This window comes from Emticicia sp. 17c, assembly GCF_037153985.1.
Taxonomy (GTDB): Bacteria; Bacteroidota; Bacteroidia; order Cytophagales; family Spirosomataceae; genus Emticicia.
On record NZ_JBBAYI010000001.1, the window covers coordinates 636,524 to 658,395 of the forward strand.

15 protein-coding genes are annotated in these 21,872 nt (G+C 39.2%); 7 read left to right on the plus strand and 8 right to left on the minus strand.

What is annotated here, in order from left to right; genetic code table 11:
- Positions 1-30: 30 nt before the first annotated feature.
- Positions 31-2,502, minus strand: a complete 2,472-nt coding sequence (locus tag WAA15_RS02685) for a PIG-L family deacetylase (protein WP_337040859.1) — start codon at positions 2,500-2,502, stop codon at positions 31-33.
- A gap of 48 nt (positions 2,503-2,550) precedes the next feature.
- Between WAA15_RS02685 and WAA15_RS02690 the strand changes: the two genes are divergently transcribed.
- The 3 genes from WAA15_RS02690 (at position 2,551) to WAA15_RS02700 (ending at position 11,633) form a co-directional block, all read left to right on the plus strand.
- Positions 2,551-5,397 carry a S8 family serine peptidase gene (locus WAA15_RS02690; RefSeq protein WP_337040860.1) on the plus strand — a complete coding sequence of 949 codons (2,847 nt, stop codon included), beginning with the start codon at positions 2,551-2,553 and terminating at the stop codon, positions 5,395-5,397.
- A gap of 128 nt (positions 5,398-5,525) precedes the next feature.
- Positions 5,526-8,822, plus strand: a complete 3,297-nt coding sequence (locus tag WAA15_RS02695; protein WP_337040861.1) for a S8 family serine peptidase — start codon at positions 5,526-5,528, stop codon at positions 8,820-8,822.
- A gap of 198 nt (positions 8,823-9,020) precedes the next feature.
- Entirely contained in the window at positions 9,021-11,633 is a 2,613-nt protein-coding gene (locus WAA15_RS02700; protein WP_337040862.1) for a sodium-translocating pyrophosphatase, read from the plus strand.
- 78 nt (positions 11,634-11,711) lie between these two features.
- On the opposite strand, the gene WAA15_RS02705 is transcribed toward WAA15_RS02700, so the two are convergent.
- The 5 genes from WAA15_RS02705 to WAA15_RS02725 form a co-directional block, all read right to left on the minus strand.
- Positions 11,712-12,623, minus strand: coding sequence for a DUF6607 family protein (locus WAA15_RS02705; RefSeq protein ID WP_337040863.1), 912 nt, complete (start codon positions 12,621-12,623; stop codon positions 11,712-11,714).
- A gap of 87 nt (positions 12,624-12,710) precedes the next feature.
- Complete coding sequence (locus WAA15_RS02710; RefSeq protein ID WP_337040864.1) at positions 12,711-12,926, minus strand: hypothetical protein; 216 nt, start codon at positions 12,924-12,926, stop codon at positions 12,711-12,713.
- Positions 12,927-12,949: 23 nt separating this feature from the next.
- Positions 12,950-13,654 (minus strand): nickel transport complex, NikM subunit,transmembrane, encoded by a 705-nt coding sequence (locus tag WAA15_RS02715; protein WP_337040865.1) that lies wholly within the window; start codon positions 13,652-13,654, stop codon positions 12,950-12,952.
- Between the two features lie 55 nt (positions 13,655-13,709).
- Positions 13,710-14,876, minus strand: coding sequence for a PepSY-associated TM helix domain-containing protein (locus WAA15_RS02720; RefSeq protein ID WP_337040866.1), 1,167 nt, complete (start codon positions 14,874-14,876; stop codon positions 13,710-13,712).
- A gap of 6 nt (positions 14,877-14,882) precedes the next feature.
- Entirely contained in the window at positions 14,883-17,225 is a 2,343-nt protein-coding gene (locus tag WAA15_RS02725) for a TonB-dependent receptor (protein WP_337040867.1), read from the minus strand.
- Positions 17,226-17,436: 211 nt separating this feature from the next.
- Here WAA15_RS02725 and WAA15_RS02730 point away from each other — a divergent pair, with 211 nt between their 5' ends.
- The 4 genes from WAA15_RS02730 to WAA15_RS02745 all read left to right on the plus strand — a co-directional run bounded on the left by WAA15_RS02730 (position 17,437) and on the right by WAA15_RS02745 (position 20,217).
- Positions 17,437-17,904: a Fur family transcriptional regulator gene (locus WAA15_RS02730; RefSeq protein ID WP_337040868.1), complete on the plus strand. Its 468-nt coding sequence runs from the start codon at positions 17,437-17,439 to the stop codon at positions 17,902-17,904.
- 45 nt (positions 17,905-17,949) lie between these two features.
- Positions 17,950-18,150 carry a hypothetical protein gene (locus tag WAA15_RS02735; protein ID WP_337040869.1) on the plus strand — a complete coding sequence of 67 codons (201 nt, stop codon included), beginning with the start codon at positions 17,950-17,952 and terminating at the stop codon, positions 18,148-18,150.
- A complete protein-coding gene (locus WAA15_RS02740) occupies positions 18,143-18,469 on the plus strand; it encodes a DUF6686 family protein (protein WP_337040870.1) in 327 nt (108 codons plus the stop codon). The genes WAA15_RS02735 and WAA15_RS02740 overlap by 8 nt, the downstream gene beginning before the upstream one ends.
- Before the next feature lie 227 nt (positions 18,470-18,696).
- Positions 18,697-20,217 (plus strand): 3-coathanger stack domain-containing protein, encoded by a 1,521-nt coding sequence (locus WAA15_RS02745; protein WP_337040871.1) that lies wholly within the window; start codon positions 18,697-18,699, stop codon positions 20,215-20,217.
- A gap of 58 nt (positions 20,218-20,275) precedes the next feature.
- On the opposite strand, the gene WAA15_RS02750 is transcribed toward WAA15_RS02745, so the two are convergent.
- Both WAA15_RS02750 and WAA15_RS02755 read right to left on the minus strand, forming a co-directional pair.
- Positions 20,276-20,836, minus strand: coding sequence for a 50S ribosomal protein L25/general stress protein Ctc (locus WAA15_RS02750; protein WP_337040872.1), 561 nt, complete (start codon positions 20,834-20,836; stop codon positions 20,276-20,278).
- 41 nt (positions 20,837-20,877) lie between these two features.
- Positions 20,878-21,828, minus strand: coding sequence for a ribose-phosphate pyrophosphokinase (locus WAA15_RS02755; RefSeq protein ID WP_337040873.1), 951 nt, complete (start codon positions 21,826-21,828; stop codon positions 20,878-20,880).
- Between the last annotated feature and the right edge of the window lie 44 nt (positions 21,829-21,872).

Below are 21,872 nucleotides of genomic sequence, written 5' to 3' on the forward strand. Positions count from 1 at the left end.
GGCTAAGTATATTTGATTAGTATTAGCTATTTATTTGCCTACTGAAATCATATTTGCAAACAGCCGATACGCTCCGGGAACACCAGCAGGTAATTCTCTGAAAAAGGCTAACCCTGTGAATACAAAATTTCCTTTGCCGTATTTGGTATATAATACGCTTCCCTCCTCTTCTCTTTCGTTTGCATCGTGCATCGAGAAAATAGTCTCATATTCTTTGCTCCATTTATCGGCAAAATACAAACCTCTTTCCTGAATCCAACCATCAAAATCTTTCTGTGTAATTTTATTAGGGGTATTCAACAACGGATGAGCAGGGTTCAGAAAAGTTACCTGTGCGTTTTCGTCCGTAACACGCCCTCGGCCAATGCCAAAATTATAAGGCCCCATTTCTTTTACTTTTGATACACCATAGAAGGCATTAGTCTGGTACTGCGTTACAACGTTTCCTCCGTTTTTTACGTAATCCATAAGTTTATCTTGGAAAAACTTCAAATGCTCTTCCGTATTATAGGCCCGAACACCAACAATGATGGCATCATAGCCTGATAGATCTTTTCCAAGTTCAATAGGTGTAAGCATAGTTACCTGATACCCTATTTGCGTTAAAGCAGCAGGTACTTCATCGCCAGCACCAGCAATATATCCAATTCTGGTTCCTTTTTTCTTGAGGTCAATTCTGATGGCCTTAGCTTCAGAAACCGGATATAACGTCAAAGTTGGAATGTGCTTATAATCAATAGAGGCTATTCCACGATTATAAGTACCATTAGCCGTTTTTACAATCGTTTTCAAGCTAATTTCCGAAGCAGTAGCAGAAGGGTAAACTTTAAATACGACATTTTTTTCTTCGTATTTATCTTTGAGGTCAAAATTAATCGAAGCAGGTTCGATTTTCCAGCCGGCAGGAGCCGTTAAAGAAACCGTACCAGATACGTTTTTCTTTCCAGCTTTTAAGGTTACATGCACATCTTTTGGCGTGTTATCTGCAAAGGCATATACTTTTTCGGCAATAGTAGCCATTACTTCGGGTCTTACTTCAAAATAACGGTATATTTCGCCAATAGAAGGCTCAACATATTTGTATGTGAGTGGGGTCTGGAATGTAAAAGGTTTACCTTCTATCTGAAAATTATACTCACAAACCAAATCAGCAGGTTTAATGGGTAAGCCTCTTAATAACTGATTATCAACTTTATAGAATCCTTTTTCTTTTTCTTGCATCAGCCAATAAGGCTGTGTAATAGGTGTAGAAGCAGGTATCTGTAAATCGAAATTCTGGTTAACTGGCACATTATAGGCTAGTTTCAAATTCATGGCTGAGTCCTTACCTGTACCTTTAAAAGTGACCTTTTCGAGTATGATATTAGCATTAGAGCGGGCAATTACATTCAGATTTACTTTTATTTTATCACCCCCTGCTACTGAATAATCGGTCGGATTAGCTTCAAACCAAAGTCCTGCACAAGCAAGAATAAGGTCTTTTACCTCGTTCTTTTTATAGGTTGTCCAGACGTTTTCTTCCAGACTATTCATGGCATCATAGATAGCAATTAATGCTGGAATAGAAGCAGACGGCTTTTCGGCTTTGAAGTCAGCTATCAACTGGTTAACCAGTGTTTCCACTTTTTCTCCTCCTTTTACTCTTTTCCAAGTCATATCAATTCCATCAAACAAATCTTTCTGAGCAGGCTCACCTACTTTATGTAGGGCATAGTCGGTACGTTGCCCACGAGTTTTTGCAGAACCAAAGCCCTGACTTTTGTGCATACTGCGTGCTTCGGCAGCAATTTCAGTGTATGATTTTCCAAGCAACGGGTTATAGTTTCCAAGTTCGATTTTTATATAACTTCCATCATCGGGAACATTATTCTGGAAATTAGGTGAAAACGAATTCCAAACTACCCGTTTTACCTGCCATGGTTTTACATAGGCTAGTTGTTCAGGAAAACGGGTTGGGTCAGCTGCGGCCTTATATGCTTCTTCTGACAAAACTGCTGATGCAGAGTGGTGCCCATGCCCAGCACGTGCATCAGGCGGAAATCGGTTTACCATTACATCAGGCTGAAAATTACGGATTCGCCAAACCAAATCTGAAAGTATTTGTTCTTTACCCCATGTACTTAGGGCTTCATCGGTAGTCTTAGTAAATCCGAAATCGTTTGCACGAGTAAAATATTGCTCGCCACCATCTATACTTCTGGCTCCTAATAGCTCATGTGTACGCAGATACCCCACGTATTCGCCTTGTTCTGAACCAATAAGGTTTTGCCCGCCATCGCCACGCGTCATGGCAATATATCCGGCACGAACCATTCTTTCTTTTGAAAGCCATGTGATAAAAAGGGTATTTTCGTCATCGGGGTGAGCGGCCACGTATAAAACATTACCTACTACGTTAAGGCGTTTCATGGCATGAATAATCTCACCGGTACTTAATTGCCTCGTTTGAGCCTGCCCTGCTATTGAGTAAAAAATTAGTAAAAAAATTAGGGTTTTCTTCATTGTTGTTAAATTTTATGCAATATTGGATTTCGTTTTTAAAACTTTTTTATGAATAAGCTATTTAAGTTGTCAGGTTTACTTTTCTTGATTTATTTTTCGTCTTTTGCTCAGAAAGTTAATAAAGATTTTATTGCTGGAGAAATTTATTTAAAAGTTCGTGAAAAGCCCTTAGGTTCTATTTCCAATACTGTAAATCTAAATACAGAACTACTGTTTTTACAAAAATTTTCATCAGATTTAATTCTACCTAAATCAACCAAACCATTTTTCAGTAATAGTGCATCTAACTTGCAGAAGCTATATCGCATTTCGGTTAAAGATACTTCCAAAACTGACTCTGTACTGGCATTATTACGGAAACAATCATCCGTAGAATATGCCGAGCGGGTTCCTCTTCGTAAAATCATAGCTACGCCCAATGACCCCGATGCTGGTTCGCAATGGCACCTGAGCAAAATAAAAGCTTTTGAAGCGTGGAGTGTAAATGCCGGTAATGCCAATATTGTAGTAGCTATCGTAGATAATGCCATACAGACCAACCACCCTGATTTACAAGTAAATATGTTATCAGGATGGGATTTAGGCGACAATGATAATAACCCCAACCCTATTGATGTTTCGTTTAGCCACGGCACCCATGTAGCGGGTATTGTGAGTGCCGTTTCTAATAATAACCTTGGGGTAGCTTCTGCCAGTAATAACCGTATCAAAATTCTACCTGTCAAAGCAACACCCGACTATGGCGACCCCAGAAGTATTTATTATGGTTTTGAGGGCATTCTATGGGCGGCAGACCACGGCGCACAAATTATTAGTTTATCTTGGGGGGGCGTTGGCTATTCTCAGGCCGAACAAGAAGTAATAGACTATGCCTATAATAAAGGAATTGTTATTGTAGCTGCTGCGGGCAATGAAGACACATCAACACAGAGCTACCCGGCAGCCTATAATCATGTAATTGCAGTAGCTAGTCTCGACGATGATGACAAACGGAGTTCTTTTTCTAACTTTGGTGAATGGGTTGATATTTCGGCACCGGGCCGGAATATCCTCAGCACTTATCCGTTCAATACTTATGCCAGCTTGAATGGTACTTCAATGGCTACTCCACTAGTAGCAAGCACGTTGGGTTATATATGGTCGTGTTTCCCTTCTCTTAGCCCTTCACAACTCGAAAGTCTTTTAATGAATACGGCTGATAATATCGATACCGCTAACCCATCAAAAAAGGGTTTATTAGGAGCCGGAAGAATTAATCTGCTCAAGGCTGTCTCCTGCCCTACTTTCGGTATTCCAGAGGCTACTATTACGCCAAGTGCATCTACTTATATCTGTCAAGGGCAGTCTGTTGCGCTAACAGCAAACACTGATGCAGGTCTGACCTATGAATGGATTAAAAACGGACTACCTATTCAGGTTCAGACACAAACATTAAATGTTAATAATGAAGGCAATTATCAGGTAATTGTCAATAAAGGCACTTGCCGTATTGTCTCAGCAATAACAAAAGTTGGCTATAATACTTATATTACGCCATCGCCTGAGGTTCTAAGCAAAGAAGTTGCGTACTGTACCCCACTCACAACCGGAGAAGGATTAAAAGCCGCAGTTGCTATTTGTAATTATAGCGGGCCAACTACCTTTAGCTATTATGGCCCAAGCATTGGCTATGATGGGCTAGCAAAAACTGGCGACGACCCCTCTGTTAATGTAATAGGTCTGGAAGGAACTATTACTGCCGTTAAGGTTTCTATTACATGGCAAAAAAAAGATCAGGGTTTCCTTGATGCTTGCGATATGCCTGATTGGGGACTAAGCCCTTACAACGACGAAGTATCTTTTAAATTAAAATCTCCGAAAGGCACCATTATTACATTAGTAAAGAACGGAACCTACGGTGTTGGAACTACTACCTCTGGCATAGTTACCACTACTTTTGTTGATGGCGGTAGCACTATTGTACAATATTCAATACCTGTTTCTGGTACTTTTGCTCCTGCTGACCCGCTCTCAACTTTCAATAATGAAACAGCTACGGGTGTCTGGACACTACTACCTGAAGACGATAACCCTCTTGACCCTTTGTGTGTGAGTGGTTTTTCGGTTACTATCAGTACTAATGCTGCATCGCAACCCCCCGTTGTTAGCTGGTGGACAAGCCCTACCGATGGTACTCAACTAGCTACCGGAACAGAGTATCGCCCTTCCACAGAAATTATAGGCGAAAAAACTTTTTATGTACAAGCACTTTGTAATGGTTTTTGCCCCAGTGCCAGAGTACCTGTCAGGTTCAGTGTCGTAACAGTACCTCAGGTATTTGTCTTTCCTATTTCAAACACGTTATCGAATAATCTGGATTTCAAGACCCTTATTCAAAAGCAAACAGTTCAACTTACAAAAACTACCGATAATAGTTATATAATTTTTGATGCAGCCAACCCAAAAACTACCAATATTGTTGTTAGCAATACTCCCCCACTTACCAGTCCTATTACACTTTGCAGCAAAAGTGAATCTTACTTGTTACTTGCTGTTGATTGCCCAACAAATGTAATTACATGGAATAATGGACTAAACGGACAATCATTAATAGTTACGCCTGACAACCCTATTGGCTATAATGCTTACTGTCATAAAGAATGGTCGCCCTGTATACCTATATCATCAAATAATATTCTGTTCATTTCACCGCTCGACAACGTCTCTATCAGTAATAAAGTCTATACAAATTCGATACAAAAGTTCACAGGAACAAGTATTTCGGCCAGTAATGAAATTCAAACACCTGCACAAACCACCTATCAGGCTAAAAAATATATCATGCTCAATGCTGGCTTTACTGTTAATGCTAATAGCGTTTTTACTGCCCAAATAAAAGATGGCTGTGGTAATTAACCAATAAGATAGTTACTGGTTTTAAGTATAATAAACATGGCACGAAAAATGCACGAAAAATAGTAACCCTGTCAACTTTTGACTGCCTGAATCGTGCAAATTATTGGCCAAACTTAAAATCCGAGTGAATGAAAACACCCTTATTTCTGTTTTCAGTACTACTATTTTTGTCAGGAAAATTTACTTATGCTCAAACTATCAATAAAAACTATATTGATGGCGAAGTATATATTAAACTCAAACAAATACCGCAAAATACGCCAACCTTAGCCAATGGAGGGGTTAATATAGCGGCCGAACTACCTTTTTTACTCAATGCTAACGGTATCAGTAATGTACTTGAAGCCCGACGAAGTTTCTATTTTTCTAATTCGAGCGATTTACAAAGGGTCTATCGGGTTAAAATAGCCAAGCCCAAACAGATTGAGCAATACATGGCATCCATTCGTAAAGATGCTTCCATAGAATATGTCGAACCCATACCACTGCACAAAACTACCGATACGCCAAATGATGCAAACGTTGGCAATCAGCAATACCTTAGCAAGATAAAAGCCTTTGAAGCGTGGGATGTTTCAAAAGGTAACACAGATATAATAGTAGCGGTAATAGACGATGCTATTCAGACCAACCATGAAGATTTAGCTGCAAATATGATTGCAGGGAGAGACGTATCAGATAATGATAACGACCCTAATCCGCCGAATACCAATTTTTCGCATGGTACGCACGTGGCCGGAATCATCGGTGCTGTAAGCAACAATCAGATTGGCATTGCCTCTATGGGTTTCAATCACATAAAGATAATGCCCATAAAAGCTACTCCTGATAATGGCTCTCAAGAAAACATCTATAATGGATTTGAAGGAATTGCATGGGCTGTTGAGCATGGAGCCAAAATTATTAATACCTCATGGGGAAGCAATAGCTATTCGGTTACCGAGCAAACTGTTATCAATAATGCTTATGCTGCCGGAGTACTTATTATAGCAGCCGCAGGTAACGAAGGCAAAAATGCCCCGTATTACCCTGCTTCTTATAATCATGTTATTTCGGTAGGAAGTGTAACATCAACCGACGAAAAAAGTTTTTTCTCTAACTATGACACAAGCATCGATTTAAGCGCACCCGGAAGCAACATTTTAAGTACAATTCCTTATAATGCTTATGCCTCTTCAAGTGGTACATCAATGGCTGCTCCTTTAGTAAGTAGCCTTTTTGCTTACATCTGGTCAGTAAAAAACGACTTAACTCAGATTCAACTCGAAAACCTGATTAAAAATACATCAGATAATATTGATACACAGAACCCTACCTATGTAGGTCTGATAGGTAGCGGCCGTGTAAATGCCCTAAAGGCCGTTTCGTGTTTGCAAAATAATATCTCTCCTGCTATAAGCCCCAGTACCCCCAGCGTTGTTTGTACTAATGGTGCAGTTCAATTAAATTGTACAAGCATTGAAGGGGCCACTTATCAATGGAAGAAAAACGGTGTCAATATTGGAGATAATCTACCTACACTGAACGCTTCTGCCACAGGACAATATAGCGTGGTGGTATCGAAAGGGAACTGTGCAATTATGGCTGCGCCCGTCAATGTGAGTGTTATACCTGCCAGTATTACCATAGCTGTTACTGATACAATTGCCTGCAATGGCGATTCTATTTTGCTTCAAGCTCCTTTATTATCGGGAGTAAATTATCAATGGAAAAAAGAAGGTATCAATACCGGAACAAATACTTATCAGTTCTATGCCAGACAAAACGGAAACTATACAGTTGAGTTATCAGGTGGAAATTGTCAGAATAGTTCTTCAACTGTTCGATTGTCGTTCGTAACGTTAAATCCAGTAATTACAGCCAATAGCAATACTCTTCTTTGTCAAGGACAAAATGTAACACTTGGTAGCACAAACACATCATCGGCCACTTATCAATGGAGGAAAAACAATGAGCTTATTGCCAATGCGACTACCTTAAGTTTAACTACTAGTGACGGCGGCAATTACACTATTGAACACAAATTAGGGCAATGTGTGGCTAAGTCAAATAGCATTGCCGTAACAATTACCACATTACGTGCACCTGCGCCAACGGTTACCAATCGTACCATCTGCGAAGGACAGAAACTTAATGCGGCCAATAGCTTACAAGCCGTTGCTACTACCTGCACAGGCACTTTAACTAAAAATTATAGCTACACAGGAAACACTATTGGCTATGATGGCGATGTACAAACAGGTGATAATCCTTCTGTAAATATCACCGATTTAGGCACTTATGTAGTAAACAAAGTCAAGGTCAGTATTCATTTTGAAAAAAAAGACCAGATTAGTGCTTACACTTGCGATGCACCTCATGCGGGTAGTTTTCCATATACTGATGAAATATCTTTTAAATTAAAATCACCTAATGGAACCATCATTACTTTATTGGCTAATAATACCTATAATTATTATGCTTATAATGGGCCTATTACACTTAATTTTGAAGATGGCCTGCCGGCTATTGTACCAGAATCAGCACCTGTATCGGGTAGTTTTTCTCCACAGGAGGCACTAGCCACTTTTAACGGGCAAACAGCCAATGGAGTATGGACACTCTTGCCCAAAGACAACTCAGAAGGCGACCCTTTGTGTGTATCTGCTTTTAGTATTGAAATAAGTGTAGCCAATGTGACTTTCCCGAATACGCTTTCGTGGTGGTCGGCACAGTCGGGTGGCACACAGTTAAATTCAGGGAACGAATATATAGCCAGAGATAGTCTGGTAGGGACTTATACTTATTATGTTCAAAATGAATGCACCGGAACTTGTAACAGCGAACGAGTGGCTGTAAATTTAAATATACAAACGGCTTCTATTGCTAAACCAACTATTATTGCCTATCAGATAAATACCGAGCTTGCTAACACCATAAAAGACAATTTACCTACTGCGACCTTAATTATGCAGGAAAACACTCGCCTTAACTATGGAAACCAAAGCACTGTTATTTCAGACCGCTCCCCTTTAATTGACCCTATTACGATTTGCAATGGTAACATAATTCTTTTATTAGGAATGGGCTGTGATGGTGTGCTACAATGGTCGAACAATAAAACCGGAACAGGCATTATTGAAACTTCTGTTGTTACAAATACTTATACTGTTCGATGTAAGGAACAACTTTCAGGATGCCTGAGCCCTGTTTCCGATAGTAGAAACATACATATTGCTCCAAGCGAAATATCAGTGAATAATTCGATACCGGAAAAAGGAAGCCAGACCTTTATAGCCGATAAAATTATTACCAGTAGTAACGTTAACGGGGCATCAAAAACACAACTTAAAGCCAGTAAGTCGATACTGTTTTTGCCGGGTTTTTCAAGCGACCAGAATAGTACTTTTACAGCAAAAATTGAGAATATTTGTAGCAACGAATAAAAATAAAGTGCAAGAAAAACTTTAATAAGTAATAATTTTTAAGCAAAAAGCAAAAAGATACTTTTATAAGTAACTGAAAATGAACAAATTACTTTCAAGAGCTTGAATTTTCAAAATAAGCGATTTTCAATTTCAAGTTCTTATTGTAAATTTGCAAACTTTACAAAAAAATACTTACTAAACTCAAAATAATTCATTATGGATTCAATGATTGTCTACCTTGTTCCTGTTTTTGGAATAATCGGATTACTTTACACTGCTTGGCGATTCAGTTGGGTGTCTGGTCAACCAGCCGGAGACGAAAACATGCAGAAGCTCTCAGGCTATATTGCCGACGGAGCCATTGCATTTTTAAAAGCAGAATGGAAAATTCTAGCCTATTTTGCTATTCCGACAGCAATTATATTAGCATGGCTAGGTTCAAGCAAAGGCACTCTCGAATCCCCTATTCATTCTTCACCTATTATTGCAGTTGCTTTCCTGATTGGAGCTATTTTTTCAGCTACCGCAGGTTACATCGGAATGAAAGTAGCTACTAAAGCTAACGTACGCACAGCTCAGGCCGCTCGTACATCGTTAGCCAAAGCTCTTCAAGTATCGTTTACAGGAGGTTCTGTTATGGGTATGGGTGTTGCAGGTTTGGCGGTTTTAGGGCTTGGTGGTCTTTTCATTTTGTTCTACAACATTTTTGCAAAAGGGGCCGACCTTACCTCTGACAACATGAAAACAGCCATTGAAGTATTAGCTGGGTTTTCATTAGGTGCTGAATCAATTGCGCTATTTGCACGTGTAGGTGGTGGTATTTATACCAAAGCGGCCGACGTAGGTGCCGACCTTGTAGGAAAAGTAGAAGCAGGTATTCCTGAAGATGATGTTCGTAACCCTGCTACTATTGCCGATAACGTAGGTGATAACGTGGGTGATGTGGCTGGTATGGGTGCCGACTTATTTGGCTCTTATGTAGCAACAATTCTGGCTACTATGGTATTAGGGCAAGAAATAAGTGTGAGCGATAGCTTTGGTGGTTATTCGCCTGTTTTATTACCTATGCTTATTGCAGGTGTAGGTCTGTTGGCTTCGTTGGTTTCAACTTTCTTTGTTCGTATCAGCAGTGAAGAATCATCTGTACAAAATGCACTGAATATCGGAAACTGGGCTTCAATTATTATCACCTTTATTGCATCTTATTTCCTTGTTAAAAATATTTTACCAGAAACCCTTATTCTGCGCGGTCATGAGTTTACCTCTAATGGCGTATTTATGGCTATTGTAGTGGGTTTAGTTGTGGGTGCGTTGATGTCAATCATTACCGAGTATTACACAGCAATGGGTAAACGTCCTGTATTGTCAATTGTACAGAAATCTGGTACTGGTCATGCTACTAATATCATTGGTGGTTTGGCAGTAGGTATGGAATCAACAGTATTACCTATCATTGTTTTAGCGGCTGGTATTATTTTATCATATTATTTTGCAGGTCTTTATGGGGTATCTATTGCGGCGGCAGGTATGATGGCAACAACTGCTATGCAATTAGCAATTGATGCCTTTGGCCCGATTGCTGATAATGCTGGTGGTATTGCTGAGATGTCACAACTACCGTCAGAAGTACGCGGACGTACCGATAATCTTGATGCCGTAGGTAACACTACTGCTGCAACAGGTAAAGGTTTTGCTATTGCTTCGGCAGCTTTAACTTCATTAGCGTTATTTGCCGCTTTTGTGGGTATTGCGGGCATTCAGGCAATTGATATTTACAAAGCACCTGTTCTGGCCGGATTATTCATCGGAGGGATGATTCCGTTTATTTTTAGTGCCTTATGTATCTCTGCCGTTGGTAAAGCTGCAATGGAAATGGTAAACGAAGTTCGTCGCCAGTTCCGTGAAATTCCGGGTATCATGGAATATAAAGCAGAACCAGAATATGAAAAATGTGTCGCAATTTCTACTCAAGCATCAATCAAACAAATGATTTTACCGGGGGCAATTGCCCTCATAGTACCAGTACTTGTAGGTTTTGGATTTAAAAATGTTTTTGCCGATACTTCCTCTGCCGAAATTCTTGGAGGTTTATTAGCTGGTGTAACAGTATCAGGTGTATTGATGGGGATGTTCCAGTCAAATGCAGGTGGTGCATGGGATAACGCTAAAAAATCGTTCGAAAAAGGAGTAAATATCAATGGTGAAATTTATTACAAAAAATCTGAGCCGCACAAGGCTTCTGTAACTGGTGACACCGTTGGCGACCCATTCAAAGATACCTCTGGGCCTTCAATGAACATCCTTATTAAATTGATGTCAATTGTGTCTTTGGTTATTGCTCCTTATATAAGCGTGCCAAAAAATCAGGCGAACAACAATAACGCCAATGGTACTCAAATAACTCAAGCCAATTTACCATCGAGCATTAACAAGCAATTATCAACAGGTGTACTTTTAAACTACCTTGAAGGTGGTGTGGAAGACCAACTGATAACTTTTATTGAAAGCGATAACAGAAAATCTGATACAGAAAACTGGTTTAATTTCAATACTTTGAATTTTGCTGCTGGTAGTGCCACTATCAATGCGAACTCAATGAATGAAATTCAGAATGTAGCCGAAATCCTGAAGGCTTATCCTGAAGTAAATATTAAAGTAGGTGCCAGTGATGCTTCTAACGCTCAGCTATCAAGCGACCGCGCTGCGGCTGTAAAAACTGCTTTAGTAGGCTTAGGTATCAGCGATGCCCGTCTGGCTTCTGAAACTTCTGACTTAGTTGCTTCAAATGAAACACCAGAAGCTATTGCTTTGAGTGTAAGCAAAAAATAAGTTCGGTACAGAACAACAAAAAACTCCAATGATTATCCATTGGAGTTTTTTGTTTATAAAGTTGCAGTGATGAATCCCTTAGTTTTTTCCTAAAACTTCATCATTAAAAACCACAAACTGCGTTAAAACATCTTTTATCTTTTTGCGGTTTGTAGCAGAATCGTTTTTCTCTTTCTCAATAGCTTCAAAGTATTCATTAAGCATTTTGCTTCTAACAAATTGTTTTAAAGTAAAGCTCTTATGTTGGTCGAAAACATCTTGCCATCCTGCACGTACATCAGCCCAGAAAGCTCCGTGTTCAGCCCACCACTTTTTAGTTACTTCACATTTTTTTTCATCCGTACGACGGTAATCGTTAATACCTTTTTCCTGTACAATTAACACGTCTGTGCCTTCTTTTCTCAGGATTTTGTCGTTATCTTGCTCATGCAAATAACCATAGTCTGTTACATAAATACGGTTACCACGTTTCAATACGTTGTAGTCTTTTCTTTTGGTATATTCACGTCTGGGTAGCGGGGCATCCACTTTGCTTTCCCAAAGATGTTTCCCATTTGCGTGCGACCATTGGGCAAAACCTTCATAACGTGGGCCATCTTCTACTTCATAAACTTTCTGTGTCCAGCCTTTTTTCACCTGTGCTTTATCAAACTGACTGTATTTCCAGACTCCTTCTTTATAAAAACTAAACAAAGTCGGGTCTTCGTAGGTCCAATCTTCACGCCAGTGTTTCACTACCATGGTATCACCGATTGCTAATAAATGTTGAATAACTATTTTATCTTTCGATTCTTCAACTACAAAAACATACTCAGTCCCTTTGGCATGATACTGGTCTTTAAGTTTATATTCCTTATTGGGTGTGAAGGTTTCTGCATAATCGAATTTTACATCATGACAACCACATTGCCCTTTTATAGCTGCTATATCAGCCGATTTCTGAGCAAAAGCTCCAAAGCCTGCCATTAACAATAGAAATGTTTTTTTCATTTTACTTATCTTGAATTTTGAATGATTAGTTAATTTAAAAGGTGTTTGGTTTAAAAAGTTGTTGTGTGGATTTGCTCAATAAAAGTATTAGCTTGTATGATTACATTTTTTAAAACAAGTACAGGTAAAGCCCGCTTTCCGAACAGCACATTCAATCGTTGTTTCATTAACTAAGTTATCTTTAATTGTCAGAATGTGCCTTACACCGAAATCTATTCTAAATGAAGAAACGCCCACCTTCTTTAATTCATCGCTTAGATTCTGTAAGCCATCAGCATCTTTAATATTGGTTATGAATTGCATGCCAAGAAGGGTTAAAGTACACGTTATTTCACTTCGATTGTTGTTTCAGTATGATAACGGACCGACTCATAGGCTTTATCTTTGTACGTACCGAGCGTTTTATCAATCCATTCTGCCTCAACCAGATAAATACCTTTCGATACCGGAACAAATGAAGTTCTACCTCTATCGCTGGTAATTTTCACTTTTTCCCATCCGTCAGGGCTAATAACTGTCAGCTTGGCTTTATCGGCAGGCAAGTTATTTTTGAATACACTGAGGTTAACACCGCTCTCGGTTTCAGTAGCAACTATATCAAAAAAATTTGTGGGCTTGGGTGTTGTATTAGCTTTACCAGCCACATAGTGGGTACGCAGATACTGCATAGGGCGCACAATACCGAGGTTATGCTTGGTCCAGTCTTGAACCTCACGTGTTTCGTTCACACCAAGAACCTGATAAAGCCCTTCATTTTTAGGAGTAAAAGTCCCCTCCCAATGCGTTTCGGTCTGTGTGGTAGGAATTTCAGTGCGATTTCCAGCTTCATCGATGACAAAAATTTTTATTTCATTCATTTTATCTAAAAACTTTCCTTTCATCCGGCCTTGATTTACATACTCGCCATAAAATATCTGAATTTTAGCTGGCTCACCTACCTTACCAGAACCTTTTACTTCGAGCCAATAACCATGTGCCAACGATACAAATGGTAATAACATGAGCGCAAGAACAACTAATTTATTTTTCATATTGCAGGTTATTTTTAAGTGTTTGAAACATCTATGGTTGATAAATACCCCATTGTTATCTTGGGTTTAGTACCTCCATTTGATTCACTTTTTTGGAAAGTGTTTTTGGGGCTTTCTTCCTTCTCCCCCACCAGATATATGCTCCTGTTATGGGTAAACTGGCAGCAATGAGGCTGGCGAAAAAAGCCAGTAACTTGCCTGAAAAACCAAATGCTGCCCCAACATGAATATCATAATTCATACGCAGGATTTTATCAGCCGTTGATATATCTTGTAAACGCCCATAGGCATGTTTTACAGACACCTCCTTTAATGTGTACTGGTCGAAATACCTGTAATCATGTTTCCAGTATACATCTGTGTCAGTAGTGGTAGCCGTTGCGATAGTTGATTGAGGTGTTTCTGGAGGATGCACTTCAATGGTTTGGGCTTCAGGGGTTTCAACCTTTATTTTGTTCCATATTCTGTCAATAGCGGGTATATTGTTTTGTGTGGATGCAGCAACGGGCTTAGCCGACTCAGGCTCGTAATAATCAATTTGCTGTTTACCTCCTGACAGAGTAAAATAATAGGCTTTTGAAAACCACTGAAAGCCCCAAACCAGACCAGTAATAGCGATAATAATAGCTACCCAAGTCATATAGAAACCTAATACATTATGAAGGTCATAATTCACCCGACGCCATTTAGCATTCCATTTTATAGAAAAACGCTGTTTGGCTGCCGATTTATTTTTAGGCCACCAGAGTATGAGGCCCGAAATCATTAATAACAAAAAAATGAGTGTGGCAGAAGCCACTACTGGTTGACCGATTTTTTCGGGAAGCCACAAGTAAAAATGACCATTAAGAATAATACGGAAAAAATCATTGTCCATATTTTTAACTTTCAGTACATTACCGTTATAAGGATTTATATATACCAGATAATAATAGGTTGGCTCGTAATGATAAATGGTAGCGATAGCCGCACGCCCTGGACGCTCATAAGTAATGCTATGAATAAATTTATTGGGTACTTCTTTTTCAACAATAGCTTTCAGGGTTGAAGGCGGCAACATAGGTTTGTTTTCTACCTCAATGTATCTGTAAGGCTGGGTTAAATCCTGAATTTCGACCTGAAAAGCATAAATACAACCTGTAATGCTTACAATGAACACCACCAGCCCAGAGCTAAGCCCGAGCCAGAGGTGTATTTTGTTTATTGCTTTTTTAAAACTCACGTTTGATTAGAATTTATAGTTGATAGAAAGACGAAGGTTTCGTTTCGCTTCTGCCTGCCAGTAATAAAAATCACTCCAATTGTAATAAGCACCCATGTAGAGGTAGGCATTAAGCACATTATTTACATTAAGGGCAATAGCGAATTTGTTCGACTGGTAAGAGATTGCCCCATCCATTCTGAAATAGTTAGGTAATGATTGTTTTGAGCCGTCAAATACGTACCATGAAGACCGACCACCAATAAATTGCCCACCAAGCGAAACCCCTAAGCCTTGCAGGTTGCCAGTTGTTGATTTATAACTCAACCAAGCATTAGCCACATTTTTTGAAGTACCCGGAATTTGCACGCCTACGTTTTTTTTCTCGGTATCTTTAGTTACTTTACCATCGGTATAAGCGTAGTTAAGCGTTAAATCAAGACCATGTACAATTTGCCCACGAAGGTCAAATTCAATACCTTTTACCTGTGTTTGTCCTAACTGAACAGAGAAAAACTGATTGTTAGGGTCGGCTGTTAAAACGTTGTTTTTTGTTATGTTATATGCAGCTATTGATGTTGACCATAAACCACCTAACCATTCACGTTTGAGACCAATTTCTTTATTATTACCTGTAATGGGGTCAAAACCCTTGCCTTGTGCATCGGCTCCGGCTTGTGGCACAAATGCTTGGTCGAACACAGCATAGGCACTGGTATTTTTATCGATTGAATAGCTTAGCCCTACACGTGGTGTAAACTTCTCGGCTTTGCCAATACCCGAATACGGGTCGGTATCTCTGGCGTTGGTATATCTTCCGGCAAGCGTTAATCTGAGTTTGTCCTGTAAGAAACGTATTTCGTCCTGCACATAAATGGCCGAATAACTTTGTGCATAATATACCCCACGTTGGCGTAGACTCAGGCTTCTGTCATATTTCGGATAAGCCGACACAGGCACCTGCCCATACACCGGATGATAAATATTAAAACCTTGTGGCCCTGAGAACGTACCCCCTTGTGACCAGTCGTGGAAGAAATCTTTCTGACCCATATCCAAACCAGCTAAAATCCGATGGTTTACTGGTCCTGTTTTCACATCACCATTCACAAAAAACTGCCCTACCTTCGTAATACCCAGTACATCCCAGATAGATGCACCCCTGATGAGGGTATCGCCATTGGCAGAAAAACCAGTTGGCCATAACGACTGCCCTATCTGTTTATAGCTCATATATGCTAACTGCCCCGTAAACTTCCAATTATTATTAATGCTATGAGCCAGTGTCAGAAAAAAGGTGTTATCATTGATATTTGAAGGGTCCATGTTTGGCTCGGCAGTGGTAGCGTTTACAGGTAGCTCGCCCATGCCTTTTTTAGAAAAAACGTAGTTAGAGCCTATAACAGACATTTGGTTGTATTGATAAGTGTATTCGGCTGTTAGGGAGGTATTAGGAGTAAACTGGAATTTCAATACCGGAGCTATTGACACACGATTATTGAATTCGTAGTCACGATGTGAGCCTTTTAGTTGCCCCATCAGGTTTAAACGATACAATACTTTACCATCTTCACTTAGTTTTCCATCAAAATCGAGTGTGGAGCGATAAGTATTGAAACTACCAACCGTCATTGAGGCTTCACCTTTATTGATTCCGGTAGGTTTTTTAGTAACAATATTGTAAAAGCCACTCGGTTCACCATTAGCTAGCATAAATCCGGCTGGCCCTTTCACAAACTCAATTCTTTCAACCATACTCATGTCTTCAACCAATGGCCCCCATGTAGACTGAACATTCATCCCATTTCTGAAAGCTGCAATCTGTGAGCCTCTCATGTTAATCTGAGCGTAGGTATCCCAGTGTTCTACTCGTGTAGCACCACTTACATTTCGGGTTACTCCTTCAAGCATATCAAAAATTTGCTGGTCTTGTATAACCTGTTTAGTAATTACCTGAATATTCTGTGGCACCTCAAGCAGTGGAGTTTTCAAACGAAGAGAAATGGAAGGGTAATCGGTTACATATTTACTAGGGTTTGCCGATACCACAACTTCTTGTAACTGATTAGCACTTACATCCATCACGAAATCAAGCGTTATGGTTTCATTGGCCCCGATACTTACCTTTTTTGTTTCGGCTTTTAAACCAATAAAACTCGCCTGCACGTTATATTCCCCTGTTTTCAGGTTCTGAAACTGGTAGTTTCCCTCTGCGTCGGTGTTAGTGCCTTTACTGGCCCCTTTTAATACAACATTTACAAATTCGGCAGGTTTTCCATCGATGGTTGTTACTTTTCCTTTCAGGGTACCGGTCTGCGCCATTACCCACACACTACCTATTAGCAACAAAGCTGTAAAGACTGATTTCATTATACCAAGTGGTGTTTAGTTATCTTAAAAATTACCTTATGTTTATTTGATGCTGCAAATGTATATCTTATTTAGACTAAATAAAAATAAAAACAGAAATTATTTGGAATAATTCTAAATAACATATTACCTTTGTATAGTAAGAATAAGGTACGGAGGCTTACAATTAACCTAAACTGCTTTTAGCGAAGCAAAATCGTAGAAAGAAATAATGAAAGACCTGAATTACGAGAAAGCCGTGGTAAAATTTCTGATTTTTCTGGAAGAAAAAGGTTTAAGAAAAACCACTGAGCGCATGATGATGCTAGAAGAGATATATTCAAGAAATGACCACTTTGATGCTGAAGACCTTTATATGACAATGGTGAGCAAAAAGCAATATGTAAGCAGAGCAACTATTTATAATAATCTTGAAGTGTTGCTTGAGTGTGGGTTGATTCGTAAAAACCAATTTGGCAATAATGTTACCAAATATGAAAAGGCTGCGAATTTCAGGCAACATGACCACCTCATTTGTCTGGATTGCCAACAAGTAAAAGAATTCTGCGACCCACGCCTCCAACAAATTCAGAAAATGATTGGTGAAATGATGCAATTTGATATCACCCAACATGATTTATTATTATACGGGCATTGTGAAAAAGGTGATTGTGAACATAAAAAAGCTCTCAATAACTAATTAAGATAAGATGTGTAATCCTCCTATCATACTTCATCTATACGTATGAAAAAGCCATTAAAAACCGGTAAAGCCGATGAATCGTTGATAAACGAAGCCATCGAAATTCTCGAATATGTTAATAACCAACGTATTTTTCTGGTAGGAAAACCCACAATTAATTTATTCAATTATCTGATTTGTGGCTACGATGAGGTGCCATACCATGACATATTAAAAAATAAAATCAGCAAAAAAAATGACTAATCATAGCCTCGTTCTTTTAGCTTCCTGCGCCTATGGGTATGTTGGAAAATGTAATTGCTGTGAAAAATATAATCTGGTTTTCAATAACCAGCTTTTTATATTTTCAGAAGAAGATTTGAGGTATTTCAGGCGTATGCTAGAAGACGAAACCACTGTATTTGAAGCAGGCAATTTATGTGGCAATGGAAGAACAATCGGGCTAAAAACACCATTGAACAACTTTTTTATCATGTTTACCCCTAAAGAACTAGAAAACTTGAAAAATATGTTAGACGATACATTCGTCATGATTGAAGTTAGCAAGGTTTTGCAGTATTAAATATCCTGCATCAATTTTATGAAGTTTATATTTAAGTCGTAAATAACTGTCGTAGTAAATAATCTTGTCAACGAATTGGGTGGCAAGATTTTTTTTCTATCTAGCAGCCATGAGAACATAACCGCTCAATAAATAGCGTAGAATTAATCTAAATTATAATAAGAATCAATTTATATTTGAACTGCTTAGCTTTTTAACGTGGCACCAACACCAACTCTAAAATACGAATGAAATCCATTTTCTTACTAATATTTTCCTTTTTTATTTCCTTTATTATTTCAGCACAACAACCTGTAATTGAGTGGCAAAAAACGTATGGAGGTAGTTTTTATGACAAAGCTGTGTCAGTAGTTGAAACAACCGACGGTGGCTATTTTATTGGAGGGCATTCACAATCAGACAATTATGACTTAGAAAGACATTACGGTTTTTTTGATGGCTGGGTTATTAAACTAAACCATGCAGGTGAGCTACAATGGAAGAAATCGCTTGGTGGGAGCGGTGAAGACTACATAAATTCTGTTATTGAAACCCCTGACCATAAATATATATGTGTTGGGTACACAAACTCAACCAATTATGACATCACTGAAAATTATGGGCATTATGACTACTGGCTCATGAAATTTGGTAATAATGGCGAAATAGAGTGGAAAAAAAATCTTGGAGGTAACTCTAACGACTATGGTTATTCTATTTGCAAGGCCGAAGAAAATACCTACATGATTGCAGGCTATTCTGAATCACAGGATGAACACATACAGGGGCATCATGGTATGTATGATGCTTGGCTCTTGAAGATAGATGATAACGGGAATATTTTATGGCAAAAGGCTTACGGAGCAACCGGTCAGGACCATGCCCACTCGATTATTAAAACAAAAAACGGTGGTTTTGTTTTTGTGGGTTATTCATCGTCACAAGACTTGCCGGGTTTAAGCAACAAAGGCGGTCTGGATTTCTGGATTGTAAAACTTGACAAAAACGGAGAAATTCAATGGCAAAATACATTTGGTGGCTCTCTGGACGAATATGCCAAGTCGGTTGTTGAATGCACAGATGGAAGTTTTGTTATAGCGGGCGAAACATATTCGCACGATTATGACGCAATTGAAAACCATGCAAATTATGATAATCCTGACAATAGGGACTACCTGATTGTGAAAGTTGACAGCCTCGGGCAGAAAATCTGGAGCAGGTGCTATGGAGGGGTTAAAAATGAATATGCTCGTTCGGTATTACAGGCATTTGACGGGCAATATATAGTAGTGGGTGAATCTTACTCGGCAAATGGCGAGGGAGACCCCGTCGGGAATCATGGCAGTGCTGACTTCTGGCTTATTAAACTAAATCCGGCAAACGGCGATATGCTTTGGCACAAAACTTATGGTGGCAGCGGGCATGACGAGCCCAATTGCATGCTCAATACTTTCGACAACGGGTATCTGATTGTTGGTAATACGGCCTCCCCCAGTGACGGCGACGTATCGGGCTGGCGTGGCGATGATGATTTCTGGATTTTAAAACTAAAAAACAATGAATGCCAGAAAAATCTGACGCTTACCAAAAATATTCCGAATGGTAGTTATAGTTACAGTGCTGCCGAAAAAATAATTTTCAATGGCAAAGTACTCGATAGCTCATCTAACATAAAACTACATGCAAATAAAAGTATTATGCTCATGAGCGGATTTCAGACACAGGCAGGAGCTACCTTTGAAGCAAAAATGGATGGCTGTGTTGATTAAAAAAATAACGGGCTGTTGGCAGCCCGTTACAAATCTATTAGCTATTGTTTGTTCAATCTTATGACTGACGCAAAGAACGAGGAATTGTAATAACTGCAACTGGGTTGCTGTTAGCATCAAGAATTTTAACGCCATCAATTTCTTTGATTGCGCCAACCTTGATTGATTTACCTAAGTCCAGGTCTTTGATGTCAACGTTTACATAATCAGGAATATTTTTAGCAGGACCTTGCAAACGAAGTTTTTGCATTTTCTGAACTAATTTACCCCCTTTCTTTTGTCCTTCTGACGGACCGTGTAATTTAATTGGAACGGCTACTTTAATTACTTTATCTGGAGTAATTTCAAGGAAATCCGCATGGATAATTTGGTCATTTACCGGATGATACTGTGAATCCTGTAAAATACCTGTATAAATTTTACCTTCAATATTGATGGTTACTTCATACACATCAGGCGTGAAAAGCAAATCACGGAACAAGTAAGCTGGGGCATAGAATGATACTTGATCGGCACCACCATACAATACGCAAGGAATCATACCCTGATTACGTAGCTCCTGTGAAGCTTGGCGTCCGAGATTCGCTCTGTTATACCCTACAATCTCAGTTTTTTTCATTTTTCTAAAATTTAAAGTAATGAACTCAGTTTTAAAATTAATTAAAACCCTAAGCTCTGTTGATAATTTATAAATAATGTGCTAATAGACCCATTATCTCTGATTCGGCCAATAGCCTTTCCGAATAATTCTGCTACTGATAACGCTTTAATCTTAGGGTTATCGTAGCGTAACGGAATCGAATCAGTTACAACCAACTCGGTTAAAACCGAATTGCTTATGTTGTCGTTGGCTTTTCCTGAAAGAACCGGATGCGTACAGAACGCTCTTACAGATTTTGCGCCTTTTGACAGGATAAGTTCTGCCGCTTTGCAGATGGTTCCTCCGGTATCAATAAGGTCATCAACCAGAATTACATCAGAACCTTCTACATCGCCAATCAACTGCATTGAAGCAATTTCGTTGGCTTTTTTCCGATGCTTGTCACAAATAACAATGTCGGCATCAAAATAAGAAGCAAACTTACGGCAACGTGCCACCCCGCCTACGTCAGGAGAAGCAAATTTGATATTTGATAGGTTTTGTGCCTTCAAATACGGAACAAATACCGAAATACCCTCCAGATGGTCAACCGGAATATCAAAGAATCCCTGAATCTGACCAGCGTGCAGGTCCATCGTCATTACACGGTCTGCACCAGCGGCTGTAAGCATATTAGCAATAAGTTTTGCTGTAATACCTACCCGTGGTTTGTCTTTACGGTCTTGTCGGGCATACCCGAAATAAGGTATAACCGCACATACATAGTGAGCAGAAGCTCGTCTGGCGGCATCAATCATCATTAACAACTCCATGATATTATCACTTGGAGGAAACGTTGATTGAATTAAAAAAACATCACAACCTCTTACAGATTCATCAAAACTTACTGAAATTTCACTATCTGCAAAACGGTTAATGCTTACACCGCCCAAGTCTTTGCCATAATAATCTGCAACCCGACTTGCTAAATACCTTGATGAAGTACCTGAAAAAATCTTAACTTCTGCCATATTTTTTTTGCCTCTGAAAAAAGATTCGCAAAGGTACGCTTTTT

Bases quoted from the DNA above. Each gene is read 5' to 3' on its own strand.
- WAA15_RS02695 (WP_337040861.1), top strand. From the start codon at position 5,526: ATGAAAACACCCTTATTTCTGTTTTCAGTACTACTATTTTTGTCAGGA.
- WAA15_RS02685 (WP_337040859.1), bottom strand. From the start codon at position 2,502: ATGAAGAAAACCCTAATTTTTTTACTAATTTTTTACTCAATAGCAGGG.
- WAA15_RS02710 (WP_337040864.1), bottom strand. From the start codon at position 12,926: ATGCAATTCATAACCAATATTAAAGATGCTGATGGCTTACAGAATCTA.
- WAA15_RS02690 (WP_337040860.1), top strand. From the start codon at position 2,551: ATGAATAAGCTATTTAAGTTGTCAGGTTTACTTTTCTTGATTTATTTT.
- WAA15_RS02700 (WP_337040862.1), top strand. From the start codon at position 9,021: ATGGATTCAATGATTGTCTACCTTGTTCCTGTTTTTGGAATAATCGGA.
- WAA15_RS02705 (WP_337040863.1), bottom strand. From the start codon at position 12,623: ATGAAAAAAACATTTCTATTGTTAATGGCAGGCTTTGGAGCTTTTGCT.
- WAA15_RS02755 (WP_337040873.1), bottom strand. From the start codon at position 21,828: ATGGCAGAAGTTAAGATTTTTTCAGGTACTTCATCAAGGTATTTAGCA.
- WAA15_RS02730 (WP_337040868.1), top strand. From the start codon at position 17,437: ATGAAAGACCTGAATTACGAGAAAGCCGTGGTAAAATTTCTGATTTTT.
- WAA15_RS02725 (WP_337040867.1), bottom strand. From the start codon at position 17,225: ATGAAATCAGTCTTTACAGCTTTGTTGCTAATAGGTAGTGTGTGGGTA.
- WAA15_RS02715 (WP_337040865.1), bottom strand. From the start codon at position 13,654: ATGAAAAATAAATTAGTTGTTCTTGCGCTCATGTTATTACCATTTGTA.
- WAA15_RS02750 (WP_337040872.1), bottom strand. From the start codon at position 20,836: ATGAAAAAAACTGAGATTGTAGGGTATAACAGAGCGAATCTCGGACGC.
- WAA15_RS02740 (WP_337040870.1), top strand. From the start codon at position 18,143: ATGACTAATCATAGCCTCGTTCTTTTAGCTTCCTGCGCCTATGGGTAT.
- WAA15_RS02745 (WP_337040871.1), top strand. From the start codon at position 18,697: ATGAAATCCATTTTCTTACTAATATTTTCCTTTTTTATTTCCTTTATT.
- WAA15_RS02735 (WP_337040869.1), top strand. From the start codon at position 17,950: ATGAAAAAGCCATTAAAAACCGGTAAAGCCGATGAATCGTTGATAAAC.